The organism is Arthrobacter sp. NPDC056493 (assembly GCF_042795115.1).
GTDB lineage: Bacteria > Actinomycetota > Actinomycetes > Actinomycetales > Micrococcaceae > Arthrobacter.
The window spans coordinates 1-15,282 of sequence record NZ_JBHTSL010000090.1 but is presented as its reverse complement, the minus strand read 5'-3'; the positions used below and the strand labels follow the sequence as shown (position 1 = coordinate 15,282).

The following is a 15,282-nucleotide window of genomic DNA, read 5'->3' as shown; positions in this document are numbered from 1 at the left end:
CGGCCGCCCTGAGCGGCGGCCGGAAGCTGGCTAGGACAGACCCGTCTGCGTGATCTGGTTCAGGTTGAAGGCGACGTTGCCGAAGTTGTAGGCCTTGGCCACGTCGGAGCGGCCCGTGGTGGTGGACAGGAACTCGAAGGTGATGGTGGCCGTGACCGTCTGCGTGGTCTTCAGCGGGTTGCTGACAGCCACGCCGCCCACCGTCAGGGCGGGCCCGGTGACGGTGACGTTCCCGGTGGTGAAGCCATCCGCAGCGCCGGTGCCGGACGTGGTGATGTTGGCGGCCATCTTGTCGCCGGTCAGGGTGACGTTCAGGACCTGGGTGTAGGTCAGCTTGTCGCCGGGCACAACCTTGTAGCTGGCGATGTTGACCGTGGCGCCGGTCCGGTCCGTCCAGACGCCTGCCGCTGCGGCTACGTTCAGGTCGCCGGAGACGATGGTGCCGGGGGTGGCGGAAGCCGAGGCGTTCCAGGAGGCCAGGGTGCCGCCGCCGCCCAGCAGCAGCGCGGCGCCAACTGCGATGGCGGCGGTTCCCTTGATCAGTGCGCTGTTCTTCATGGTGAGACCCTTCAAATCTTGCGGGTGGATTTCCTTCTGAAAAGAACAATGCAGGGGCAAACTCAGGACTCCATGCGGCAAACGGTCAAGAATCAGTCAAGAAAAAACAGCCTGTTTTCGGGTGGTATCTTGAGTCACCGCCACATTCGGGCGGACACACTTTGGCGCCTGCCGCGTACTCCGACGTGCGTTGCCGGCCGCCCGTGCAACTGGAAGCTGGGGCTTGTATGCACTTTTTGAAGAAACTGCGCGCTTTGAAGAAATGGCGCGCCGGCAGCGGTGCGCTGGCCGTTGCGGCCGTTGCCGCAGTGCTGGCCGTGACCACGGCGGTGCCGGCTGGCGCAATCACCGGCGACTACGTCAAGGACACCGAGCACCCGTTCGTTGGGCTTATTGTCTTCTACGGTCCCGACGGCGGATTCCACCACAGGTGCTCAGGATCCCTGCTGACGCCGACGGTCTTCCTGACCGCCGGGCACTGCACCGCCGGTGTTTCCTCGGCCCGGGTCTACTTCCAGCAGGACGCCGGCGTGGACTGGAGCCCGGAAACCGGGACGGATCCGGACACCGGCTACCCGGCCGCCTGCGCGGAGGGAACGCTGGGAACCCAGTGCGCCACCTCGCACGAGATGTACAACTACGGCTACACCGGCATGGACGCGGTCCCCGAGACCAAGGACGCCGGCCTGGTGATCCTGGACCAGCCCATCGCGCTCAGCGAATACGGCCGCCTCGCTGCCGCCGGGACCCTGGACGCACTGGCCACCAGGCGCGGGCAGCAGGAAACCACCTTCACCTCCAGCGGCTTCGGGATTTCCGCGGCCGGCCCGGCAGCGGGCGAGACCTCGTTCCGGGAACGGCTGATGGCCCAGTCCAAGCTGACCAACCTCAACAGCGCCAGCACCGACGGCTACAACGTCCAGACCAACGGCAACGGCAACGGACTTGGCGGCACCTGCACAGCCGACTCCGGCGGACCGCTGTTCTACGGCACCGCCGAGTCCAACATCATCACCGGCATCACGTCGTTCAACCACAACCGGTACTGCAAGGGGACGAACTTCTCCTACCGCACCGACCGGCAGGACGTCATCGACTGGATCCGCGCCACCACCGGAAGCGAGTTCGGCCGGATCGACTTCGCACCCGCCCCCTGACCCGGCCTGAACCGACCCGACCCAAACTGGCAGACATCCGCCTGCCGGCCAACCGCCGTCGGACGCGTTCGACGGCGGGCGCGTTCGACGCTGGACGCGTTCGACGGCGGGCGCCCACCCGCCGTCGGACGCTCACCTTCTCAACGCGGCCCGGCCACGGGCCTATGCCAGGAACTCCGCGGCCACTTTGGCCGCCACCGTCCGCACCGCGTAAACGGGTGCGAACACCGGCCGCTTCGGCAGCGGAGGTTGGGGCGCCGGGTGCTCGTGGGCGCCCGGCAGGGCAAGTCGCTGCAAGGCAATCCGCTGCCACGCCCACGGCAGGAAGTAGTTCCGTGCCCAGGCCAGGTCCCCGGCCCTGGCGTCGCGCCAGTTGCTGTCCGGGAGGGCCTTGGGCACCAGCGGCTGGAGCGAGTGCTGCACCTGAAGGGTGTCCAGCACCTGCATGGCGATGGTGTGGTGGCCCAGCGGCGAAAAGTGCAGCCGGTCCGGGTCCCACATCCGCGGGTCCCGGAGCTGCCGCAGGGTCCACAGGTCCACCAGCAAGCAGTCGTGTGCGGCGGCGACGATCCGGATGTTCTCGTTGAAGATGGCCACCCTGGAACGGCTCCGTCCCAGGAACGGCGTGTGCCGCCAGTCCGGCCCGGCGAACAGCATGATCGTGGCGCCGGTGCCGCTCAGCCGTTCTACCCCGGCCTCCAGTTTGGCCGCCAGCTTGTCCGGATCGGTGCGGTGGAACACCATGTCATTCCCGCCGGCCGACAGCGTGATCAGGTCCGGTTTCAGCTCCAGTGCCGGCTCCGTCTGCTGATCAAGAATCTGGTCCAGGAGCAGGCCGCGAATGGCCAGATTGGCGTAGGCGAAGTCTTTCCGCTCCGCGCTGAGCTCCTCCGCCACCCGGTCCGCCCAGCCCCGGAGCCCTCCGGCGCAGCGTTCCTCGGGGTCGCCGACGCCCTCGGTAAATGAATCTCCGATTGCCACATACCGGCTCCAGGGGTGTGGGGCCGTCGCGTCCGCAGCGGAGTTTCGGGGTCCAAAGTGGCCGATGTGTTTCATCGCCTCGTCCTCTCCCTTGCGCCCCTGGCGCGGTACGCCTGTGGCGTTATCCAAGGAACGTCCGGGCCCCGCGGGAAATTCCTAAAAAGTCCCTCGACTTGTGAATATTTTCCTTGCCCCACCCCAGCGCGAACGAACAGTTAAGCCCCACTTCAACGAGGAACCGGGGCTTAACTGTCCGTTCGCGCTCCACCCGGGTTAGTCCATTCGGTGTACTATTTGGGCTTCGATGCCATTTCCGTGCGCGTGTCCCAAGGAGCAACCGTGAGCCTGCCCGATCAAGCGACACGCCCCCTTGAACCAGCGGGGCCTGCTCCCGGCCGCGAGGCCGCGCTGGGCTGGCTGCTCGGAATCCTGGCGGGACTGCTGGGCCTGGGACCCTGGCTGATCACCGGGTCGCAGCTGCCGCTGCAGAACCTGTGGGGCACCGAGGTCCTGCCGGAACAGATGCCGGTCTCGCTGCTGCCGCTGAGCCAGTACGAACTCACGGCACTGGTGGTGCTCCTCACCACGGGCGGCGCGGCGGCCGGACTTGCCGTGCGCATTTGGAACCCCGCCCGACGGCGGCTGGTGACGTGGTGCGCGGCGGCCGGCGTTCTTGCGGTCCAGTTCACGGCGGCCGTCCAGTCATTCACCGTGCTCGACGGCGGCCTGACGGACGGGACGATGGCCGGCCTCTATTTCGCCGGGCTGCTGGGCGGCGTCATCGCGTGCATCGCCGCGAGCCTCGTGGCGTTCGTGCTCCTTGCTTCGAGGCGAAGGGCCCTGGTTGCTCTGGGCGCCGGCCTGATGGCGGTGCCGCTCACTTCGTGGGCGATGGAGTGGGTGGTCGGTTCCGTTGGCCAGACCAACATCCCCGTTTTGGTGCCTTCAGTGGCGCGCTGGGTCCCGGCGATCCTTGTGGGCTGCGCCCTGGCGTGGTGCGGCCTCCGCCCTGCGCGGCGGGCCGTTGTGTGGCTGGCCGACCTCGCCCTGCTGTGGGTGGTCCCGGCCCTGTTTATCTCCGTCAACTACGTCCTCGGGACACGCGCGCTGGCCGGCGACCTGAAGGAGATGCTGCTGATGAGCCGGCAGATCCTGGCCGCAACCCTTGGACCCGACGGCGGCGCGCTTCCCACCGTCCTGCTGGCCCTGGCCATCGCTATGGCCGGGCTGGGCATCCGGTCTGTTGCGGCCCGGCGCCGGCCCGGCAATCCGTCCGTCAATGAGGCTGGCCCTCAGTCCGGCGATCAGGCAGGTACCCAGGCTAGCCCCACCCCATAGGTCGCCGGCTCCCCCGGTGTTAGATTCAAGGTGCCTTCGCCCCTCTGACCTGCAAGGAGCTTCCTGTGTTACTGATCGGCGGCCTTCCGGCCCACATTCTCCTGGTCCACGGCGTCGTCGTCTTCGGGCCGCTCGCCGGCCTTGGCGCCGTGGTTTACGGCCTGGCACGGCCGACCCGCCGGTACCTCGCCTGGCCGCTGGGCGCGCTTGCGCTGATCCTTGCACCGCTGGCGCTGATCACGGCTGCCGTCGGTGAGCAGCTGCAGTCAACCCGGGGTGCCACGGACGCCATCGCGGCCCATGCCCGGCAGGGCGACATCCTGAAGGTGACCGCCGTCGTCTTTTTCTTCCTGGTGCTGCTGATGCTCGCGGCAACCTTCACGCCGCTGGCGGGGCGCATTCCGGCGCTGGCCGCACTCCAGCGGTCCCGTCCCGCCCGCGTCGTGGCGCTGGCCCTGGGCGTGCTCGCCGGCCTCTTCGTCATCTACCAGAGCGTGATCACCGGGCACTCCGGCTCGTTCTCCGTGTGGGGTGGGTAGGGGCAGCGACTTGCCATCTTTCCGTTGACGGTTCCGCGCGCGTAGCCGAAACTTAGGCGATGAGCGGCAGCGATGAAGAGAAAGAGTCCACCATCGATCAGGTGGTTGAACGGCTTGCCGGGCGATTCCCGGATGCCGACCGGGGGCTGATCGCAGGGATAGTGTCCGAGGAGTATGAGGCGCTCGATTCCGGCCGCATCAGAACATTTATCCCCACTCTGGTGGAGAAGGGTGCGAAGACGCGGCTCCGCCGTGAATTCGCACCTGAGGGTTCCGGGGCCGGCACCTAAGCTACGGCGTGAAGCGGGCATTGCAGGATGCGCAGCTGGTCAAGATCGAGCAGCTGGCGCATGCCGGTCCGGGCATCATCGATCCAAAACAGCTCCAGGGCCGGAACCACGGCCAGGACCTTGCCCCGGTGAATCAGCGTTCCGTCCCGCCACGCCTCGACCCGTTCGCCCGGGGACAGCTCCGAACACGCGCGGATCTCCCTGTATGTGGCACTCACGAGCAGCTCCTTTCAGCGCCCGACCGGTCAAGTCCCAGTAAACAGGACCCGGGTTTCTGCAACGTGTCGCCGGGGTGACTTTCCTGCGACCGGGCCCGCGCCGCCGTCGAAAACCGGATGGCCTGACGACGCTGACTGTTGAGGTCCCCAAGCTACTCCCAGCTTTCTCCAAGGCAGGCGAGACAGATTTGGCTTACGCAGAACAGGCCAGCCGTCAGGGCAAGATGGCTGGCCCGGTCGCCGGGCCCGGAACGTCCCCCATGCATTCCGGGCCCGGCGGAAAGGGCCTTCCCGGCCGTACGCCGGGGTACCGCCGCCGATGCGGCACGCCTAGGGTTTTTCCAAGGTTGACTGGCGAGAATTTTGCTTGCCGGACACTCGTCTGCCGCGCGACAACCGGCTGGCACCGGGAACGGCGGAGCCCTCCCCGGGCCCGGTGCCTTACAAACCCGGCACCTCACAAAAACCCGGTGCCCCACAACCCGGCACCTCACAAAAACCCGGTGCCCCAGAAAAGCACCCGGTGCCCCGCGGCTGCTTGGATGCGCCTTACACCCCGGCCCAGCGGCGGAGCGTGCTGTTGACCAGGCCGATAAGGACGGCCGTCCACCAGCAGGCCTGCGAAACACTGAGCGCCACCATGAGGCGAAGCCGCAGCCTGCGGCCAAGTTCCCCGAAGCGGGTGTGCGCGGGCAGGGCCAGCAACTGGTGCATCGCCGGCGCGATGCTTAGGCCGTTGAGCATGAGCACCAGGACGCAGGCGAGCTTGATGGCGGTGACCGGATTGGTCAGGTCGGGGTCGATGAGGGCGCCCGACACCAGCAGGAGGGCCAGCCCACCCCAGATCAGCGGCTTCGAGGCGGCCTCCAGCTTTCCGGATTCGTGCATCTGCACCTTTCCCAGCAGCCACAGCAGGCCGAGCCAGTCGACCACCAGGATGGTGCCGAAGGAAAGCACCAGGGCAAGGATGTGGACGGCGAGCCCTATCCGGTGAAGTTCCGGCCCGCAGTCGACGAAGTGCCCCACAAGCAGTGAGGCCGTCCATCCTGCCGTGCACAACGCCCCGAGCAGAACCAGCCGGAGCCGCAGGCGTTTCCGACCGGCCGTGGCTTGCATGACCTGACGTTCGTGAATGGCTTGCGGTCCGTGGGCGGCCTGTGGTTCGTGGAGCGCCGGGACGGGCGGTGCTGCTGGGGACATGGAGCTGCCTTTCACGGGGACGCCGGCGGTGCGGGCCGGCGGTTGGCCGCCGCGCTGCGGTGCGCAGGCGGCCGTGCGGGGAGAGAGTGATGGTGCGTAGTTGGCTTAGTTAGGTAAACCTAAATCGGGAGATTACAGCCCGCGGGCGGAATTAGGCAAACAAAATGTTCGCTAATTTCTCCAGTGGTTTTCCTAAGTCCGGGGATTTCCGAATATGCGGCTGACGGCGGGCCTATCTGCCGGATGCTCAGCGGAGCAGGTCCTACCGGTTGACGGTGACGCTCTCCGTCGGGACCGGCGGAAGCGGCAGCCGCGCAACCGGCGTCGGACTGGCGCCTGGTCCCAGATCGACGACGATGCCGGGCAGTACCGTGGCCGGCGGTTGGGCGCAGGCTTCATTCCAGACCTGGCCCCCGGCCACGGCGAGTACGGGAATGAACAGCAACGGAAGCCACTTCCTCACCACACACCGCCCTTCGCTCGCAATTGCCCCCAGCCTCGCGGTTCCACCATGGAAAAAATGACACCCGAACGGCCCCCACACCGCCGCCGGACCCCTCATTCGGGGGTGCGCCCGCTAGGTTTTCCTAGGGACCCGTCACCACGGACGACGCCGCAGGCTCACGTCCAAGCCTCAACGCAAGCGCTTGCGCAAACTGCCCGCGTCCCGTAGCGTGGCTGAGTGTGACGGCGAAGATTGAAGAGGTTGCGGAGCGGGCGGGAGTCGCCGTGTCCACGGTGTCCCGGGCACTGCGGGACGTTCCGGGCGTTTCGCTGGCTACCCGGCAGCGGATCAAGGACATCGCTGCGGAGGTCGGATACCTGGCCTCGCCGAGTGCGGCACGGCTGGCAACCGGCGTGACGGGCACCATCGCCGTGATCGTTCCGGATGCCACGAAATGGTTTTTCGGGCAGGTCATTTCCGGTGCCGGCGCGGCGCTCCGGGCCGCCGGGCGGGACGTACTCCTTTACGAACTCGGAGACGCCGACGGGCGGCATCGCTTCTTTGCCGGGCAGACCCTCCGCGGGCGCGCCGACGCCGTCCTGGTGCTTTCGCTGCGGCTGTCCGAGGAGGAAACCCAAAGCCTGCGCGCCCTGGGCCTTCCGGTGATCATGCTCGGTCAGGGCTCCGAGGCATTCAGCAGCGTCCGCGTCGATGACCGGGCGGCCGCCCGGACCGCCGTCCGGCACCTAATCAATCTGGGTCACCGCCGCATTGGGCTTATCGGAATCGACGACGCCGACGAGGTCACCGTGGGCAGCACGCCTCCGCGTTCGCGGCTGGCCGGGTACCGCCAGTCCCTGCTGGCCGCGGGGATCCCCCTGGAGGAAGAGTACGAACAGCTCGGACCCAATTCGGTGTCCGGCGGGGCGGCGGCCATGACCCGGCTACTGTCCGCACCAGACCTGCCCACCGCCGTCTTTGTCGGCTCCGACGAGATGGCCTTCGGCGCCCTCGGCGTGGTGCGCGCGGCCGGAATGACCGTCCCGCGCGACATCTCCTTCGTCGGCTTCGACAACCACGACCTCTCGGAGGTCATGGACCTCACCACCATCGACCAGAACATCCGCGGACAGGGAGAGGCAGCCGCCGTACTGCTGCTGGAAACCCTCAGCACCGCACCCGGGGCCGCCCCGGCTGACCGGCTCATCGACACCCGGCTGGTACTGCGGCGAAGCACCGCACCGCCGTCGTTCATTTCACCCAACTCCCCAGAGAGCAAGGACGAGATCTAATGGAATACCGCAAGCTGGGTTCATCCGGAATGTACATCAGCGCCCTGGCCTACGGTAACTGGGTCACCCACGGCGAGCAGATCGACCAGGACGCCGCAACCGCTTGCGTACGGAAGGCGCTGGACCTGGGCATCACCACCTTCGACACCGCCGATGCGTACGCGGGCACCCGCGCCGAAAGCGCCCTCGGCGAGGCTCTGCGCGGCGCCCGTCGGGAAGGCCTGGAGATCTTCACCAAGGTCTACTTCCCTACCGGTGAGGGCAAGAACGACCGCGGGCTGTCCCGCAAACACATCATGGAGTCGATCAACGGCTCCCTGACCAGGCTGGGCACGGAGTACGTCGACCTGTATCAGGCCCACCGCTACGACTACGAAACACCGCTCGAGGAGACGATGCAGGCCTTCGCCGACGTGGTCCGTGCCGGCAAGGCGCACTACATCGGCGTCTCGGAATGGACGGTTGACGAAATCCGGGCCGGCGCCGCCCTGGCCAAGGATCTGGGTATCCAGCTGATCTCCAACCAGCCGCAGTATTCCATGCTGTGGCGCGTCATCGAGGAGGAAGTGGTCCCGGCCAGCGTCGAGCTCGGCATCGGCCAGATCTGCTGGTCCCCGCTGGCGCAGGGCATTCTGACCGGCAAGTACCTGCCGGGGCAGGCCGCCCCCGCGCAGTCGAGGTTCGCCTCAGACGACGGTTCGCTGAAGGAAAACCGCTACCTCAGCGAGGACATCCTCAAGCGTGTCCAGCTGCTGGTGCCCCTTGCGGCGGAGGCCGGCCTGTCCATGGCAGGGCTGGCCGTGGCCTGGGTGCTGCAGAACAGCAATGTCTCCGCCGCCATCGTGGGAGCGTCCCGGCCCGAACAGCTCGAGGACAACGCCAAGGCAGCCGGGGTGAGGCTCGATGAATCCCTGATGGCCAGGATCGACGAACTGCTGGACCCCGTGGCTGAACGCGACGCGCAGAAGGTCGAATCTTTCAAGGAACGCCCCTAGCGGCTCGGAGTTTTAGTCCAGATATCGCGACTTCAGGGCCGCGGAGGTCGCGATATTTGGACAAAAACTCCAATCAGGACGGGCGCGGTGACCGGTCCGGGTTGAACCGGTCGAGAGGGTTTCCAAGGTTTCCGCAGGGTGGGCATGAAACGATAGCGTGCCCGCGGATCTTGGATAAATCTTGGATTTCCCCTGTACGTTTCCTTGATAAGGGTTACCTAACCTTGACGCATGCCCACCACACGCAACGTCGCCTGGGATGGGCGCCTCCAGGCTTTCAAAGGCAGGGACACCACCCACTACGTCACCGCCGCAGCGGACCTCGCGAAAACCTGTGCCCACTGCCGGGTACCGCTCGAGTCCGATGAACCGGTGTCCCTGCTCGTGGACATCACGCAAAGTACGGCGCCGGACGGCACTGAATACCTCACCTTCACCGACGCCGTCTGCCACCGGCGGTGCAGCGGCCCCGCCCTGGCCGTCCGGCAAACACCGTGGCAACCGGATACCCTGTCTCCCGTCGCTGCCCGGGTACTCCTGACCCAGGAATCGAACGGCGGCCGGACCAGGGTGGTCCCGGCGCTGGCGTTCACCTTCGTCCCCGTCCTGAGCTTCCGCGAAGACGGCGGAGAACTGACCTCAGCCCTGGTCTCGCTCCTGCTCGCCCACGGCTTCCAACTGGCGATGAGCGCCGACTACGCCGCCATCCTGGAGCAGGCCGCCGAACCCGCTGCCAACTGCCGGATCACCGTCACGCCGGATGGCTTCCTGAGGCTCAAGCTCGACGGCGAACTCCTCTACCGGGAACAGCTGCACCTGGGCAGCGCGGACGACGCCGAGTGGCTCCGGGCCGCAGCCCACGGCGGCCACATCCTCGTCATCAGCGGAGACAACCTCGGCATCACCGAAACCGGCCTCGACATCAGTCCCGCGGCCAGGCACGGCACACTGGTCATCGGAAGCGTCCCTGTCAGCGGCGGCGACGCTTTCGCTTCCGCAAACCGGTCACACGACACCGGAAAGCACCCTGTGGTGCCGCGGCCGAAGAACGAGGATGGCCGCTTGCACCCGTGAGCCCGGCACCGGCTACCGCGCGTCGCTGGGAATTTGCAGAGAGCCGCCTGAGAAATCTTTGACAATTCTTGGATTACCCGTGCACCTATCCTCGACGGGTTATCCCTAGCGTTGAGCCATGCAGCCACGAGCAGTCCCCACAGCGTCCGTCCGAGGCATCCGCGCACCGCACACGCCGCCGTAGTGGGCACGGCCAGGTCCGGCGACACGCAAAATTCCAGGCGCAGCGGAAATTCCCTGCGCGCAGAGGAATATGCGCGTCGCCAGGTGAGGGGGACCAGTGAGGGGTTGAGGGGGCCGCAACCCACCCTTCAGTAGCAACCAAGGGCGCAGGCTTTTCTAAACACCCTGTCTCAATACTTCAACTGAAGCAGCGGCAGGACGGCTTGCAGGCACAGCGTTCTTGTTTTTGGGGGCTACTTTTTCACGGCGCCAGGGTTTTGCCCTGTCCGCACAGTGAACCAATTTTCGGTGAGTAGTTTTCGGCAGGCTGAGGGGCCCAGAAATGAAGCACTTAAGAATTGTCCTGTATTCGCATGACTCGCTCGGCCTGGGCCACGTGCGGCGCAACCTGGCACTGGCCGGCGCCCTGAGCAGCCAACTCCCCGGCCTGACCGGCAGGCACGTCACCGGTATCCTCGTGGCCGGCACTGCCCTCGCGCCGGGGTTCCGGATCCCCGAGGGGTGGGACTGGGTGATACTGCCAGGCGTCACGAAAGGCGCCGAAGGCTACGAGCCCCGGGACCTGTCCGTCCCCATGCAGGACCTGGTATCCCTGCGCGGAAAACTGCTGGACTCGCTGTTGCAGGGCTTCAACCCGGACCTGGTGATCGTGGACCGGCACGCAACGGGCATCCAGTTGGAACTTGAAGGCGCTCTTCGCCGGCTCCGCGCACGCGGGAAAGCCCGGGTGGTGCTGGGGCTGCGTGAAGTGCTTGACTCCCCCGCGGCGGCCATCGCCGAATGGGACGGCATCGGCGGTCCCCGCCGGGTGCAGGAGCTCTTTGACGCCGTCTGGATTTACGGCGACCGCTCGGTCCACGATCCGGTGGCCGCCGGCGAAATCCCCTTCTCGCTGCGGCGGATGGTCAGCTACACCGGATATCTGGCCGCCGGCCGGCCGAAGGGTTCCGGAAAGCTGAAGATACCGGGCAGGTACGTCATGACCACGGTGGGCGGCGGCGCGGACGGCTACGCGCTGGCCAGGCTGGCCGCCGCCGCCCCGCTGCCTCCCGGCCTCCGGCACCTCATTGTGGCCGGACCCCAGATGCCCAAAGCGCAAAGGCGCGACCTGCGGCGGCAGGCGGGTCCCGGCGTCGTAATTGTGAAAGCTCTGGAGGACATGCTGGCGCACATCAGCAACGCTGCTGCAGTGGTTTCCATGGGCGGCTACAACTCCGTCTGCGAAATCCTGAGCACGGCCGTTCCTGCGCTGGTGGTTCCGCGGGACCATTCCCGCGGCGAACAGAGGATCCGGGCTGCGTCCCTCGCCGCCGCCGGCTACCTCGAACAGCACGAGCTGGCCTCGCTGACCTCCGACGCGCTGGCCGCCTGGCTCGCAGACCGGGCAGGCACCCGGGTGGACCGCCGGGGCGCGCAGCTCAACGGGCTGTCCCGGGTTCCTGGACTGGCCGCCGACCTTCTCAAGGCACCGGTTCTGCAGGCGCCGGACCTCCTCCGGCCCCTCAGCCAGCAGATCACCAGCGAGCCGATGATCAGCGCCCAGCTCAACACGCTGTCCCAGAGCCTCCGGGGAGGTGCGGCACGTGCAGCAGTCTGAGCCGGTGACCGCCTACGTCCTGAAGATGTATCCCCGCTTCTCCGAGACGTTCATCGTCTCGGAAATCCTCGCCCGCGAGGCGGCCGGCGAACGGATCGAGATCTTCGCCCTCCGCCCCACCACAGACGCCAGGTTCCACCCCGAGCTGGCGCGCGTCAAGGCTCCCGTGACCTATGTTGGCCGGCCCCAGTCCACCAGCGGGGTGTGGGAGAGCTTCCGGACAGCTGCCTCGGCCGGCCTGACCGTCGACGTGGCACAGGCCTTCGGGGAACTCGCCGCGGCAGACGCGGACGACGCCGTCCAGGCCGTCAACCTGGCTGCCGAACTGCAGCGCCGCAACGTCCGGCACCTGCATGCGCACTTCGCCTCTGCCGCAACCGCCGTTACCAGGCTTGCCTCCCTGATCACCGGCATCCCGTATTCGTTCACGGCGCACGCAGCGGACATCTTCCGTGACAGCGTCAGCCGGGACGATCTCCGGGCAAAGATGGCAGACGCCCATCACGTGATCACCATCAGCGACTACAACCTGCGGTACCTGCGCCACCATTTTCCGCAGCAGGCGGACCGGCTGCGCCTGGTGCGGAACGGCCTGGAGCTGGCCCGCTTCCCCTACCGCGACCCGCGGCCGGTCGGCAGCGCGGTGCGCATTGCCGCCGTCGGACGGCTCGTGGAGAAGAAGGGGTTCCAGCACCTGCTCCCCGCGCTGGCCTCCCTCATCGGCACCGGTGCCCGGGCCGATGTCCGCATCGCCGGCACTGGCATGATGGCCCAGGAACTGCAGTCGGGGATCGACCAGCTCGGGCTCAGCCGCCATGTCCGGATGCTCGGCCCGCAAACCCAGGACCAGATCCACGAGCTGCTGGACTGGGCCGACGTCTTCGTCGCACCGTGCGTGGTGGGTTCGGACGGCAACGCCGACGGCATCCCCACCGTCCTGCTGGAAGCCATGGCCACTGGCACACCCTGCGTTTCCACGGCAGTCACCGGCATCCCCGAGGTGGTCCGCGACGGCAGCACCGGCGTCCTCACCGAACCCGGCAACCCTCCCGCCCTCGCCTGTGCGATCCGGCGGATCACCTCGCCAGAGACGGACAGGACGCTGCTGGCCCGGAACGCCCGGGACCTCATGGAACGCGAGTACGACGCCGGGCGGCAGGCCGCTGCACTGCGTCGCCTTTCGCTCCAGACAGTTGTGCAACGGCTTGTTGCGGAGCGGTCTGGTGTGGAGCGTCCCGTTTCGGAGCGTCCCGTTTCGCAGACGCCGGAGGCGGTGGCCTGATGCGCGTCGCCTACATCTGCGCGGACCCCGGCGTCCCCGTCTTCGGAACCAAGGGCTCCTCGGTCCACGTCCAGGAGATCGTGCGGGCCTGGCGCCGGGCCGGGGCGGACGTCACGGTGTACTGCACCCGTACCGGGGCCGACCGGCCGGCCGACCTGGCCGGGCTGCCCGTCGTCGAAATCCTGTCTCAATCTGACTCCGGCGCGGGCCGTGCCTCCGGGGCGCGACGTGAGCACGGGGCGGCCACGGTCTCCGGGGCGGGCCAGGACTCCGGCGCGGGCCGTGCCTCCGGGGCGCGACGTGAGCACGCCATCAGGGATGCTGCGGCAGCCCTGGGCCAGGCCGTCATCCGGGATGGCTGCGATGTGGTCTACGAACGGTATTCGCTGTTCAGCCCGGCCCTGGCCATGGCCGCCGGAGCCCTTGGCGTCCCGGCCGTGCTGGAGGTCAACGCGCCGCTCATCGACGAGCAGCAGCAGTACCGCGAACTCCATGACGCCGGCCTGGCGGAACGAATGCTGCGCACCAACGCCGCCGCGTCCAGCGTGGTGGCCTGCGTCTCCGAGCCCGTGGTGCGGTGGGTGGAGGGCCGCATTCCCGGCGCCCGGACGGTGCTGGCTCCCAACGGCGTCAACACAGAACGCATCACGCCCCGCCTTGCTGGCCGGGATCATTCCAGCCGCCTGACCGTGGCTTTTGTCGGCACGCTGAAGCCCTGGCACGGCGTCGGCTACCTGCTCGAAGCCGTGGCCCACGCCAACATGCGCGGTGCCGGGCCAACATGGCAGGCGAAGATCATCGGCGACGGTCCGTGCCGGCAGGAACTCGAGCGGACCGCCGCGCAGCTGGGCGTGGAGGCCGAGTTCACCGGCGCCGTCGCTCCTGATTCCGTGCCCCGCCTGCTTCATGAATGCGACGCCGCGGCCGCACCCTACCCTTTACCGGCACCAGGAAGGGACGACTACTTCTCCCCACTGAAGGTCTACGAGTACCTCGCCGCGGGCCTGCCCGTGGTCGCGTCAGGGGTCGGGCAGATTCCGTCCATCCTGCAGCACAAGCGCACCGGCCTGCTGGTGCCGCCGGGCGATCCCGGTGCGATTGCCGCCGCCCTGCAGCGCCTCGGTGCGGACGCCTCGCTGCGGGAGCGCCTGGGCACGCAGGCGAGGGCAGCCGCCGTCGGCCTTTACAGCTGGGACAGCGTCCTGGCAACCATCCGCCAAGCCCTGACATCCGAAAGGAGCGTGGCCTGACCATGCGCTCGAGAGCTGAACAGAAAAGCGCCCCGCAGGCCGGGCCGGCGTCCGGGCTGCGGCGGACGTTGCGTTGCGTGCGCCCGCACCTGCAGGGGCACCGGTGGATGATGGCTGGCGGATTCTCTGCCCTGGCGTTCGACGTCGTCTTCCGCCTCATCGAGCCATGGCCGGTAAAGATGGTGGTGGACGCCGTCTCCCGCGCCCTGGGCGCGACGCTCCGCAAGCCCGGCCCCTCCATGGAAGCCGGCCTCCACACCTTGCTGTTGTGCGGCGCCATTGTGGTGGCGATCGCCATTGGGCGCGCGGTGGCCAACTACTGGTCGGCGATCTGTTTCGCGCTGGTCGGGTCCCGGGTGGCGTCCGACCTGCGGGTCCGCGCGTTCCGCCATGTCCAAAGCCTGTCCATGCGCCACCACACCCGCGCCTCCACCGGGGACACAGTCCAGCGGCTGGTAGGCGACGTGTCCCGGCTGCAGGAGGTTGCGGTCACCGCAGGCCTGCCTTTGCTGGGCAACATGCTGACCCTGGTCCTGATGACAGGCATCCTGCTGTGGCTCGACCCGCTGCTGGCCCTGGTGGTTTTCCTGGCCGGCGGAGTGTTCGCGCTCCTCTCCCGCTCGAGTTCCGGGCGGATCACCGCCGCAGCCGGCAACTCCCGGAAGGGTGAAGGAAACCTCGCCACCACCGCGTCCCAGACCCTCGGCGCCATCCGGGAAGTCCAGGCCTACGGCCTGGAGGACACCATCAGCTCAGGCTTCCGCAAGAGCAACCAGGCAACCCTGGGAACAGGCGTCGCGGCGCTGCGGCTCGCGGCCGGGCTGGAGCGGCGCACCGACGTGCTCATCGGCATTGCGACGGCGGTTGTCCTGGCCGGCGGCGG

At 67.7% G+C, this 15,282-nt stretch carries 16 protein-coding genes; 11 read left to right on the top strand and 5 right to left on the bottom strand.

Going from position 1 to position 15,282, the window contains the following annotated elements; all coding sequences use genetic code 11:
- Positions 1-30: 30 nt before the first annotated feature.
- On the bottom strand, positions 31-558 hold the full coding sequence (locus ACFQ50_RS23400) for an alternate-type signal peptide domain-containing protein (RefSeq protein WP_377997997.1): 528 nt from the start codon (positions 556-558) through the stop codon (positions 31-33).
- A 254-nt stretch (positions 559-812) separates the two neighbouring features.
- On the opposite strand from ACFQ50_RS23400, the gene ACFQ50_RS23395 reads away from it, so the two are divergent.
- Positions 813-1,715, top strand: a complete 903-nt coding sequence (locus ACFQ50_RS23395) for a trypsin-like serine protease (RefSeq protein WP_377997996.1) — start codon at positions 813-815, stop codon at positions 1,713-1,715.
- Positions 1,716-1,877: 162 nt separating this feature from the next.
- On the opposite strand, the gene ACFQ50_RS23390 is transcribed toward ACFQ50_RS23395, so the two are convergent.
- Positions 1,878-2,690 carry an SGNH/GDSL hydrolase family protein gene (locus tag ACFQ50_RS23390; protein ID WP_377997998.1) on the bottom strand — a complete coding sequence of 271 codons (813 nt, stop codon included), beginning with the start codon at positions 2,688-2,690 and terminating at the stop codon, positions 1,878-1,880.
- Between the two features lie 345 nt (positions 2,691-3,035).
- On the opposite strand from ACFQ50_RS23390, the gene ACFQ50_RS23385 reads away from it, so the two are divergent.
- The 3 genes from ACFQ50_RS23385 to ACFQ50_RS23375 all read left to right on the top strand — a co-directional run bounded on the left by ACFQ50_RS23385 (position 3,036) and on the right by ACFQ50_RS23375 (position 4,863).
- Entirely contained in the window at positions 3,036-4,034 is a 999-nt protein-coding gene (locus ACFQ50_RS23385; RefSeq protein WP_377997995.1) for a hypothetical protein, read from the top strand.
- 65 nt (positions 4,035-4,099) lie between these two features.
- Positions 4,100-4,573: a hypothetical protein gene (locus tag ACFQ50_RS23380; protein ID WP_377997994.1), complete on the top strand. Its 474-nt coding sequence runs from the start codon at positions 4,100-4,102 to the stop codon at positions 4,571-4,573.
- Positions 4,574-4,632: 59 nt separating this feature from the next.
- A complete protein-coding gene (locus ACFQ50_RS23375) occupies positions 4,633-4,863 on the top strand; it encodes a three-helix bundle dimerization domain-containing protein (protein WP_377997993.1) in 231 nt (76 codons plus the stop codon).
- Here the strand turns inward: ACFQ50_RS23375 and ACFQ50_RS23370 are convergent.
- From ACFQ50_RS23370 to ACFQ50_RS23360, 3 genes are all read right to left on the bottom strand, one after another.
- A complete protein-coding gene (locus ACFQ50_RS23370; RefSeq protein ID WP_377997992.1) occupies positions 4,860-5,081 on the bottom strand; it encodes a hypothetical protein in 222 nt (73 codons plus the stop codon). The genes ACFQ50_RS23375 and ACFQ50_RS23370 overlap by 4 nt on opposite strands.
- Before the next feature lie 549 nt (positions 5,082-5,630).
- Positions 5,631-6,197: a hypothetical protein gene (locus ACFQ50_RS23365; protein ID WP_377997991.1), complete on the bottom strand. Its 567-nt coding sequence runs from the start codon at positions 6,195-6,197 to the stop codon at positions 5,631-5,633.
- A gap of 346 nt (positions 6,198-6,543) precedes the next feature.
- Positions 6,544-6,744, bottom strand: a complete 201-nt coding sequence (locus ACFQ50_RS23360; RefSeq protein WP_377997990.1) for a hypothetical protein — start codon at positions 6,742-6,744, stop codon at positions 6,544-6,546.
- A 221-nt stretch (positions 6,745-6,965) separates the two neighbouring features.
- Between ACFQ50_RS23360 and ACFQ50_RS23355 the strand changes: the two genes are divergently transcribed.
- From ACFQ50_RS23355 to ACFQ50_RS23325, 7 genes are all read left to right on the top strand, one after another.
- Positions 6,966-8,018, top strand: coding sequence for a LacI family DNA-binding transcriptional regulator (locus ACFQ50_RS23355; RefSeq protein ID WP_377997989.1), 1,053 nt, complete (start codon positions 6,966-6,968; stop codon positions 8,016-8,018).
- Positions 8,018-9,013, top strand: coding sequence for an aldo/keto reductase family protein (locus ACFQ50_RS23350; RefSeq protein WP_377997988.1), 996 nt, complete (start codon positions 8,018-8,020; stop codon positions 9,011-9,013). The genes ACFQ50_RS23355 and ACFQ50_RS23350 overlap by 1 nt, the downstream gene beginning before the upstream one ends.
- A gap of 231 nt (positions 9,014-9,244) precedes the next feature.
- Positions 9,245-10,087: a hypothetical protein gene (locus ACFQ50_RS23345; protein WP_377997987.1), complete on the top strand. Its 843-nt coding sequence runs from the start codon at positions 9,245-9,247 to the stop codon at positions 10,085-10,087.
- Between the two features lie 505 nt (positions 10,088-10,592).
- Complete coding sequence (locus ACFQ50_RS23340) at positions 10,593-11,867, top strand: glycosyltransferase family protein (protein WP_377997986.1); 1,275 nt, start codon at positions 10,593-10,595, stop codon at positions 11,865-11,867.
- The gene (locus tag ACFQ50_RS23335) at positions 11,854-13,149 is read left to right on the top strand and encodes a glycosyltransferase family 4 protein (RefSeq protein WP_377997985.1); all 1,296 of its coding nucleotides are present in this window, start codon (positions 11,854-11,856) and stop codon (positions 13,147-13,149) included. Before ACFQ50_RS23340 ends, ACFQ50_RS23335 begins: the two co-directional genes overlap by 14 nt.
- Positions 13,149-14,399 (top strand): glycosyltransferase family 4 protein, encoded by a 1,251-nt coding sequence (locus ACFQ50_RS23330; protein WP_377997984.1) that lies wholly within the window; start codon positions 13,149-13,151, stop codon positions 14,397-14,399. The genes ACFQ50_RS23335 and ACFQ50_RS23330 overlap by 1 nt, the downstream gene beginning before the upstream one ends.
- 2 nt (positions 14,400-14,401) lie before the next feature.
- A partial coding sequence (locus ACFQ50_RS23325; protein WP_377997983.1) for an ABC transporter transmembrane domain-containing protein occupies positions 14,402-15,282 on the top strand: 881 nt, incomplete at its 3' end.